The following is a 7,516-nucleotide window of genomic DNA, read 5'->3' as shown; positions in this document are numbered from 1 at the left end:
GCGCCGACCGGTGGGACCCGTGGGTCCGCCGGTCGGCGCACTACCACATCCGGCGCCGGGATCGGCGCAGCCGGTGCGGTGCGTCGATCCGGGGAGTCGGGTGAACGCGGATCGGGTTCCTGTGCGACACTGCGCCAATGCCGTCGCCTACACAGAAAGCCCTGGCCAAGGTGCCCGGGCCGCTGCGCCCCTTCCTCATCCAGCACCGCAGCCTGGTGAAGTTCCTGGTCGTGGGCGGCACCTGCTTCCTGCTGACCATGGTGATCAACTACGGGCTCAAGCTCACCGTCTGCCAGAACAAGCCCGTGGTCGCGCTGACCATCGGCACCGCGCTGGCCACCGTGGTCTCCTACCTGTGGAACAAGGCCTGGTCCTTCCGGTCCGAGGGCAGCCACAAGGAGGCCATCCCGTTCATCGTGGTCAGCGCGATCGCGGTCGGCGTGAACGACCTGCCGCTGCTCGCCAGTCGGTACGTGTTCAACCTGCGCGAGCCGCACGTGACGCACGTCACCCAGGAGGTCTCCGACTTCCTGAGCGGCATGATCCTGGGCACCCTGGTGGCGATGGCGTTCCGCTACTGGGCGATGAAGAAGTTCGTCTTCACCTCCCCGCGCGCCGACGACGAGACCACCGAGCGGCACACCGAGCCGCCCGCCCGGGTGGGCTGACCCCGCAGGCTCAGGCCCCGGTCGGCGCGGCCGTCACCCGGTCCCCGGTCGGGGCGACCTGCGGCCGACCGCCGCGGGGCGCCAGGGCCACCGCCACCATGACCCCCGCGAAGCCGAGCACCGCCCAGGCGGCCAGCACCAGCAGCGGGCGGGTCAGGTTGGTGGCGTCGAAGTAGGCGATCGAGCGGGCCGCCTCGGTGCCCGCGCCGTTGGGCAGCCAGGAGCCGATCGCCCGCCAGAACGGCGGCAGCAGCGGCGGCGGGTAGACCCCGCCCGCGCTCGGGTTGCCGAGCACCACGAAGAGCAGCACCGCCAGGCCGATGCCGACCACGTCGAACCAGCACTGCAGGGCCATGGTGACCAGGCCGACCGAGAAGACCACCAGGCTGCCCACGGCGGACAGGCCGGCGACGGAGCCGGGCAGCGCGTGCAGCACCGGCCCGGCGATCAGCGTGCCGCCGATCCCCGCCGCGATCGAGTAGAGCACCAGCACCCCGACCCGGATCAGGGCGCGGTTGACGTTGGCCGGCCGCGAGCCGGCGCTGATGCCCAGGATCGAGGCGACCAGGTAGCCGCCCACGCACCAGCCCACCACCAGGTAGAACGACGACAGCCCCTTGGCGTCCCCGGCGGCCAGCGGCACCACGTCGCGCACCGCCACGGTGCGCCCCTGGGCCTGCTCCAGCGCGGTGACGACGGTGGTCGCGGCGGTGGCGGCGGCCGCGCCGCGGGCCTCGGCGACCAGCAGGGTGTCCTGGGTGCCGGCCGGGTCGAAGAGCAGCGCGGCGTAGATCCGCTGGTCCTTGATCAGGGCGACCGCCGCGGACTCGTCGGCCACCGCGCTGGGCTTCACCGCGTCGTCCGGCACCTGGTCGAGCGCGGCGATCAGCTTGGGCTGCACCGCGGCGGGGGCGACCACGCCGATTGAGAGCTGGTGCGGCGAGGGGTCGTGCAGCGCGCCGACGTACGAGGTGATGAAGCCCAGTTGGAGCAGCAGCACCGCCACCACCAGCAGGGCCGAGCGGCCGGAGACGGCGTCCTTGAGCTCGCTGACGAAGCCTTGGCCTTGGCCGGACAACGGCGTTCTCCTCGGGGCAAGAGCGGACAAAGGGTGTGAATCTGATACTTCATAGCATCAACGGTTCGCCGTAGGGATCTCCCGCGCCGCCCTGGTGGATACTGATCGCGCGCCGGGCGGCGGCGGGAATCGGCTGGTGGACGGCGGTGGGCGCATGGGCGAGGAGCGGACCGGGGCGGCGCAGGAGGCGGTCTTCCGCACGGTCGAGCGCGAAGTGGCGGTGATGTTCCGGCGCGGCCGGGCCCGCTCGGCGGAGATGTCCCGCCTGGTGCACCCGCAGCTGGAGGGGATGGCGTACAGCCTGCTGGCCCACCTGCACGACTGCGGCCAGGTGCGGGTCACCGAGGTGGGCGCGCACTTCGGGGTCGGCAAGGCGACCATCAGCCGGCAAATCAAGGCGCTGGAGGAGCTGGGCCTGGTGGCCCGCGAGCCGGACCCGCTGGACGGGCGGGCCTGGCTGGTCTCGGTCACCGAGGACGGCGCGCGGCGCTACCGCCGGGCGCACGAGGCGCGGCTGGCCTCGTTCCGCGAGCTGCTGGGCGGCTGGGAGCCGGCCGAACTGGCGCAGTTCGCCCGGCTGCTGGCCCGGTTCAACGACACCGCGCAGCGGCAGTACCGCGCGCCGGAGCTGGCGCCGGAGGAGGACGGGACGTCCTGAGGTCCGGGTAGAAGGTTGCCTTAGTCAACTAACGGGCCTATGGTTGCCTAAGGCAACGAATCTAAGGACCCGCCGTGACCGCTGCACCCGACCCGACCGACACCTCAGGACCGACCGCCCGCCCGATGACGCACCGGGAGGTCCTCGAAGCGCTCTCCGGGCTGCTGCTCGGCCTCTTCGTGGCGGTCCTCTCCTCGACGATCGTCTCCAACGCGCTGCCGACCATCCTGGGCGACCTGCACGGCGGCGAGTCCGCCTACACCTGGGTGATCACCGCCGCGCTGCTCAGCCTGACCGCCTCCACCCCGATCTGGGGCAAGCTCTCCGACCTGGTCTCCAAGAAGCTGCTGATGCAGATCGCGCTGGTGATCTACATCGTCTCCTCGACCCTGGCCGGCCTGTCGCAGAACACCGCCGAGCTGATCGGCTGCCGGGTGCTGCAGGGCATCGGCGCCGGCGGTGTGGTGGCGCTGGGTCAGATCTGCCTGGCGGCGATGGTGCCGCCGCGCGAACGGGGCCGGTACAGCGGGTACTTCGGCGCGGTCTTCGCGCTGGCCACGATCGGCGGGCCGCTGATCGGCGGGGTCATCGTCGACACCCCCTGGCTGGGCTGGCGCTGGTGCTTCTACGTCGGCATCCCGTTCTCGCTGATCGCCATCGCGGTGCTGCAGCGCACCCTGCACCTGCCGGTGGTCAAGCGGGCCGCGCGGATCGACTACCTCGGCTCGCTGCTGATCGCCGGCGCGGTGTCGCTGCTGATGATCTGGGTGACGCTGGCCGGCAAGGACTACGCCTGGGCCTCCTGGCAGACCGCGGCCATGGTCGGCGGCGGGCTGCTGCTCGCGGTGCTGTTCGTGCTGACCGAGCGCCGGGCGGCCGAGCCGATCATCCCGCTCGGCCTGTTCCGGCACCGCACGGTCAGCCTGGCCGCGGTGGCCAGCGCGCTGGTCGGCATCGGGATGTACGGCGCGACCACCTTCCTGAGCCAGTACTTCCAGCTGGCCCGGGGCAAGACCCCGACCATGGCGGGCATCCTCACGCTGCCGATGATCCTGGGCCTGGCCGTCTCCTCCGCGGCGGCCGGGCGGCTGATCACCCGGTACGGCCGGTGGAAGCGCTACCTGGTGGCGGGCACCTTCCTGCTGGCGCTCGGCTTCGCCCTGCTGGGCACCGCGCGGGCCGACACCCCCTACGGCCTGCTCTCGCTCTACATGCTGGCCACCGGCCTCGGCCTCGGCCTCACCTCGCAGAACCTGGTGCTGGCGGTGCAGAACACGGTGCCGGTGAAGGAACTGGGCACCGCGAGCTCGGCGGTCACCTTCTTCCGCACCATGGGCGGGGCGATGGGCGTCTCGGCGCTGGGAGCGCTGCTGGGCACCAAGGTGACCCACTACCTGGCCGAGAACCTGCGGGCGGCCCACCTGCCGGCCGCCGGCGCTCCCGGCGGCGGCGAACTGCCCGACCTGCACACGCTGCCGGCCCCGCTGGTCCCGCTGGTCACCGACGCCTTCGGGCACGGCATCGGCACCGTGTTCCTGGTCGCCGCCCCGTTCGCCCTGGTCGCCTTCCTGGTGGTCCTGCTGATCCGCGAGGTCCCGCTGCGCACCCGGGCCGCCGAGCAGCCGGCCGTGGCCGAGCCGGTGGCCGAGCGGGTCTGACCCGGCGACGACGAAGGGCCGCCCGGAGCTTCCGGGCGGCCCTTCGCGGTGTGCGCGGCCGGATCGGCCGGCGTCGGTCAGCCGGCGATCAGGCTGATGCCGTAGGCGGTGACGGCGGCACAGGCGGTGAAGCAGACGGCGGCGCCGGTCAGGGCGAGGGTGCCGCGGCCGGTGCCGGACTCGACGGCGGTGTCGCGCTTGGCCAGGGCCAGGATGCCCAGGGCGAAGGCGGCGACCACGGCCACGGTGACGACGAAGCTGATGCCGGCGGTGTCGGCGAGGGCGGCCCACTTGATGTTCATGACGGTCCTCAGGCGGCGACGGTGGTGGAGACGGTGGCCGGGGTGCCGGCGGTGGCGGTGGCCACCTCGACCGGGGTGACCTCGTTGACGTTGTTCGCGGTCACCGGCTGGCGGCGCGAGAGCACCCACATGCCGCCCGAGCCGAGCACCAGCGCGGCGCCGACCAGCAGCACGCCCCAGGTGCCGCGGTCCGCGACGAAGGCGGCGGCGCCGGACACCGTGGCGGCGGCGGGCAGGGTCAGGCCCCAGGTGTAGACCATGCGGCGGGCCATGCTCCAGTGCACCTGGCGCTTCGGGCCGCCCAGGCCGGCGCCCATGATGCCGCCGGTGACCACCTGGGTGGTGGACAGGCCGTAGCCCATGTGCGAGGAGGTCAGGATCACCGCGGTGGTGGCGGTCTCGGCGGCGAAGCCCTGCGGCGACTGGACGTCGGCCAGGCCCTTGCCCATGCTGCGGATGATCCGCCAGCCGCCCATGTAGGTGCCGAGCGCGATGGCCAGGCCGGCGCTGGCGATCACCCAGGTGGGGGGCAGCGAGTGCTTGGGCAGCGCGCCCACCGAGACCAGGGCCAGGGCGATGATGCCCATGGTCTTCTGGGCGTCGTTGGTGCCGTGCGCCAGCGAGACCAGCGAGGCGGAGACCATCTGGCCCTTGCGGAAGCCCTTGGTGGCGGTCTTCTCGCCGGCCCGACGGGTGATCAGGTACGCGGCCTTGGTGGCGCCCCAGGCGGCCAGGCCGGCCACGACCGGGGAGGCGACGGCCGGGATCAGGATCTTGCTGGCCACCACGGAGAAGTTGACCCCGTGCAGGCCGACCGCGACCACGGTGGCGCCGATCAGGCCGCCGTAGAGCGCGTGCGAGGAGCTGGACGGCAGGCCGCGCAGCCAGGTGAGCAGGTTCCACAGGATCGCGCCGGCCAGCGCGGCGAAGATCACCGAGGGGTGGAGGCCCGCCTTCTCGTTGACGATGCCGCCGGAGATGGTGCCGGCCACCTTCACCGACAGGAAGGCCCCCGCGAAGTTGAGGACCGCGGAGATGGTGACGGCGACCTTGGGTCGCAGGGCGCCGGTCGCGATGGAGGTGGCCATCGCGTTGGCGGTGTCGTGGAAGCCGTTGGTGAAGTCGAAGGCGAGCGCCGTGACGATCACCACCGCCACCAGGAACGTGATGTGTTCCATAACCAAACAATCGTCGTAGGTGAGGGACTGACGTGGTTCCGCTGTCTCTGCCGTGACCGTAGGGATGGCGAGTGAACGGAAGGTTAACTGGCCGCGGATTCCTGGAGTTCTGCATGTCCGAGGGGTTGCTTGCAGGCATCTTGAAGGTGACCTGAACTGGTCCTATCCGGTGGTTGGTGCGGATTGTCCGGCTTGCGAGGGAAACGGTGAGATCTGCGTCACCGTGCGGGCCGGGTGAGAATTCCCTCAGTTCGCCGGGGCCGGTCTGCCGCGCCGGCCCGTCCGCATGGCAGGATCGGGCGGGGGCCCGCGACCGGTGGGCGGATCAGTGGGGGAGGCCGGCCATGTGGGCCGTGCGGCGAGACCAGACCTTCGGGAGCCAGCCGTGGCTGCGGGCCGCCCTGCGCTGCGGGGCCGTGCTGGCGGTGGCCGCGCTGGCGCTGCCGGCCGCCGCGGGGGCGGCGTTCGCCGACCCGCTGCCCGCGCCGTCCGCCCCGGTGACCGCGCCGGCGGTGCCGGGCGTCTCGGCCGGGGCCGACCCGCTGGCGGACGCCAAGGCCACCCTGGGGCCGCTGCTGGACAAGATCCACCTGCTCTACCAGAACGCCGAGGTGGCCACCGAGCAGTACAACGCCACCGCCCAGAAGCTCGCCGCCCAGCAGAGCACCGCGGCGGCGCTGGACAAGCAGCTGGCGGACCAGCAGAGCCTGGTGGACACCGGGACCGACGTGGCCGCCGAGCTGGCCGCCGACCAGTACCAGAACGGCAACCTCTCCGCCTACGGCCAGCTGTTGCTCACCGAGGACCCGTACCAGGTGGTGCACCTGGGCGAGCTGCTCGCGGCCGCCGGCCGGTCGCAGGCCGCCTTCGTCGCGCAGCTCAAGGCGGAGCAGGGCGAGCTGCAGAAGCTCAAGGACCAGTCGGCCGCGGCGCTCTCCGACTCCACCGCGATGCTGGCCCAGCAGGACCAGAACAAGACCGAGATCGCCCGCCAGCTGGCCACCGTGGAGCAGCTGGTGTCCGGGCTGACCGGGGCCCAGCAGCAGGACCTGGAGCTGCTGGAGAAGCAGCAGGCGGACGACGCGCAGATGGCCTTCCTGGCCTCCGGCGCGCTGGGCCAGGGCGAGCGCACCCCGTCGGCGGCCGGCCGGCAGGCGGTGGCCTGGGCGCTGCAGCAGCTGGGCAAGCCGTACGAGTGGGGGGCGATCGGGCCGGGCACCTTCGACTGCTCGGGCCTGACCTCGCAGGCGTGGCTGCACGCGGGCAAGGAGATCCCGCGCACCAGCCAGGACCAGTGGGCGGCGCTGCAGCACGTCCCGCTGAACCAGCTGCGGCCCGGTGACCTGGTGCTCTACAACCAGGGCGCCACCCACGTGGCGATGTACATCGGCGGCGGCCTGGTGGTGGTCGCGCCGCACACCGGCGCCGTGGTGCGGGTGTCGCCGATCGGCGGGGCCGGGGCGATCCTGGGCGCGGTGCGACCGGACCCGGAGTCGGGCGCCGACGACAAGGGCGGCACCTGGAAGGTGCCGGACGTGCTGCAGAACGCCCAGACGCTGACCCCGATCGCGCCCTCGCTCGGCACCGTCCAGGGGCTGCCGGCGGTGCCGCCGCTGCCCGCGCTGCTCCCGGTGCTGCCGGTCACGCCGCCGCAGCCGACCGCGGTGCCGTCGCCGGTCGTCCCGTCGCCGAGCGCCTCCGGCTCCCCGTCGGGCTCCGGCTCGCCCGACCCGTCCGCCTCGGGCTCGCCCAGCCCGTCGAGCAGCCCGGACCCGAGCGCCTCCGCCTCGGGCTCGCCGTCCGGGTCCGCCCCGGGCTCGCCCAGCGGCACCCCGTCCGGCACCTCGCCCTCGGCGACGCCCTCGCACTGATCGCGCGGCCACCCGCCGGTGCCGGCGGCCCGTCCCCCGTCGGGCCGTCGGCACCCGCGGGCGCGCCTCCGGGCAACCGGCCCGAGGCGGGCGCGAACCGGAC

At 73.1% G+C, this 7,516-nt stretch carries 7 protein-coding genes; 4 read left to right on the top strand and 3 right to left on the bottom strand.

The window, feature by feature from the left end; genetic code table 11:
* Positions 1 to 137: 137 nt before the first annotated feature.
* Positions 138 to 668, top strand: coding sequence for a GtrA family protein (locus tag ACFW1A_RS20810; RefSeq protein ID WP_380410598.1), 531 nt, complete (start codon positions 138 to 140; stop codon positions 666 to 668).
* A 10-nt stretch (positions 669 to 678) separates the two neighbouring features.
* Here ACFW1A_RS20810 and ACFW1A_RS20805 read toward each other — a convergent pair whose 3' ends face one another.
* Positions 679 to 1,746 carry a DUF3533 domain-containing protein gene (locus ACFW1A_RS20805; protein ID WP_380410597.1) on the bottom strand — a complete coding sequence of 356 codons (1,068 nt, stop codon included), beginning with the start codon at positions 1,744 to 1,746 and terminating at the stop codon, positions 679 to 681.
* A gap of 154 nt (positions 1,747 to 1,900) precedes the next feature.
* On the opposite strand from ACFW1A_RS20805, the gene ACFW1A_RS20800 reads away from it, so the two are divergent.
* Both ACFW1A_RS20800 and ACFW1A_RS20795 read left to right on the top strand, forming a co-directional pair.
* On the top strand, positions 1,901 to 2,404 hold the full coding sequence (locus tag ACFW1A_RS20800) for a MarR family winged helix-turn-helix transcriptional regulator (RefSeq protein WP_380410596.1): 504 nt from the start codon (positions 1,901 to 1,903) through the stop codon (positions 2,402 to 2,404).
* 125 nt (positions 2,405 to 2,529) lie between these two features.
* Positions 2,530 to 4,062: an MDR family MFS transporter gene (locus tag ACFW1A_RS20795; protein ID WP_380410609.1), complete on the top strand. Its 1,533-nt coding sequence runs from the start codon at positions 2,530 to 2,532 to the stop codon at positions 4,060 to 4,062.
* Between the two features lie 77 nt (positions 4,063 to 4,139).
* Here the strand turns inward: ACFW1A_RS20795 and ACFW1A_RS20790 are convergent, their stop codons facing one another.
* Positions 4,140 to 4,364: a hypothetical protein gene (locus tag ACFW1A_RS20790; RefSeq protein WP_380410595.1), complete on the bottom strand. Its 225-nt coding sequence runs from the start codon at positions 4,362 to 4,364 to the stop codon at positions 4,140 to 4,142.
* An 8-nt stretch (positions 4,365 to 4,372) separates the two neighbouring features.
* Positions 4,373 to 5,542 carry an anion permease gene (locus tag ACFW1A_RS20785; RefSeq protein WP_380410594.1) on the bottom strand — a complete coding sequence of 390 codons (1,170 nt, stop codon included), beginning with the start codon at positions 5,540 to 5,542 and terminating at the stop codon, positions 4,373 to 4,375.
* Between the two features lie 353 nt (positions 5,543 to 5,895).
* Here ACFW1A_RS20785 and ACFW1A_RS20780 point away from each other — a divergent pair, with 353 nt between their 5' ends.
* Positions 5,896 to 7,413 carry an NlpC/P60 family protein gene (locus ACFW1A_RS20780; RefSeq protein ID WP_380410593.1) on the top strand — a complete coding sequence of 506 codons (1,518 nt, stop codon included), beginning with the start codon at positions 5,896 to 5,898 and terminating at the stop codon, positions 7,411 to 7,413.
* The last annotated feature ends 103 nt before the right edge of the window (positions 7,414 to 7,516 follow it).

Origin of the sequence: Kitasatospora sp. NPDC058965 (assembly GCF_042741245.1) — a bacterium.
Lineage (GTDB): Bacteria > Actinomycetota > Actinomycetes > Streptomycetales > Streptomycetaceae > Kitasatospora.
The sequence above is the reverse complement of the archived record's forward strand: the minus strand, read 5'-3'. Positions and strand labels throughout refer to the sequence as shown.

Coding starts and splice junctions, on each gene's coding strand:
- ACFW1A_RS20790 (WP_380410595.1), bottom strand. CDS start 4,364: ATGAACATCAAGTGGGCCGCCCTCGCCGACACCGCCGGCATCAGCTTC.
- ACFW1A_RS20800 (WP_380410596.1), top strand. CDS start 1,901: ATGGGCGAGGAGCGGACCGGGGCGGCGCAGGAGGCGGTCTTCCGCACG.
- ACFW1A_RS20785 (WP_380410594.1), bottom strand. CDS start 5,542: ATGGAACACATCACGTTCCTGGTGGCGGTGGTGATCGTCACGGCGCTC.
- ACFW1A_RS20795 (WP_380410609.1), top strand. CDS start 2,530: ATGACGCACCGGGAGGTCCTCGAAGCGCTCTCCGGGCTGCTGCTCGGC.
- ACFW1A_RS20810 (WP_380410598.1), top strand. CDS start 138: ATGCCGTCGCCTACACAGAAAGCCCTGGCCAAGGTGCCCGGGCCGCTG.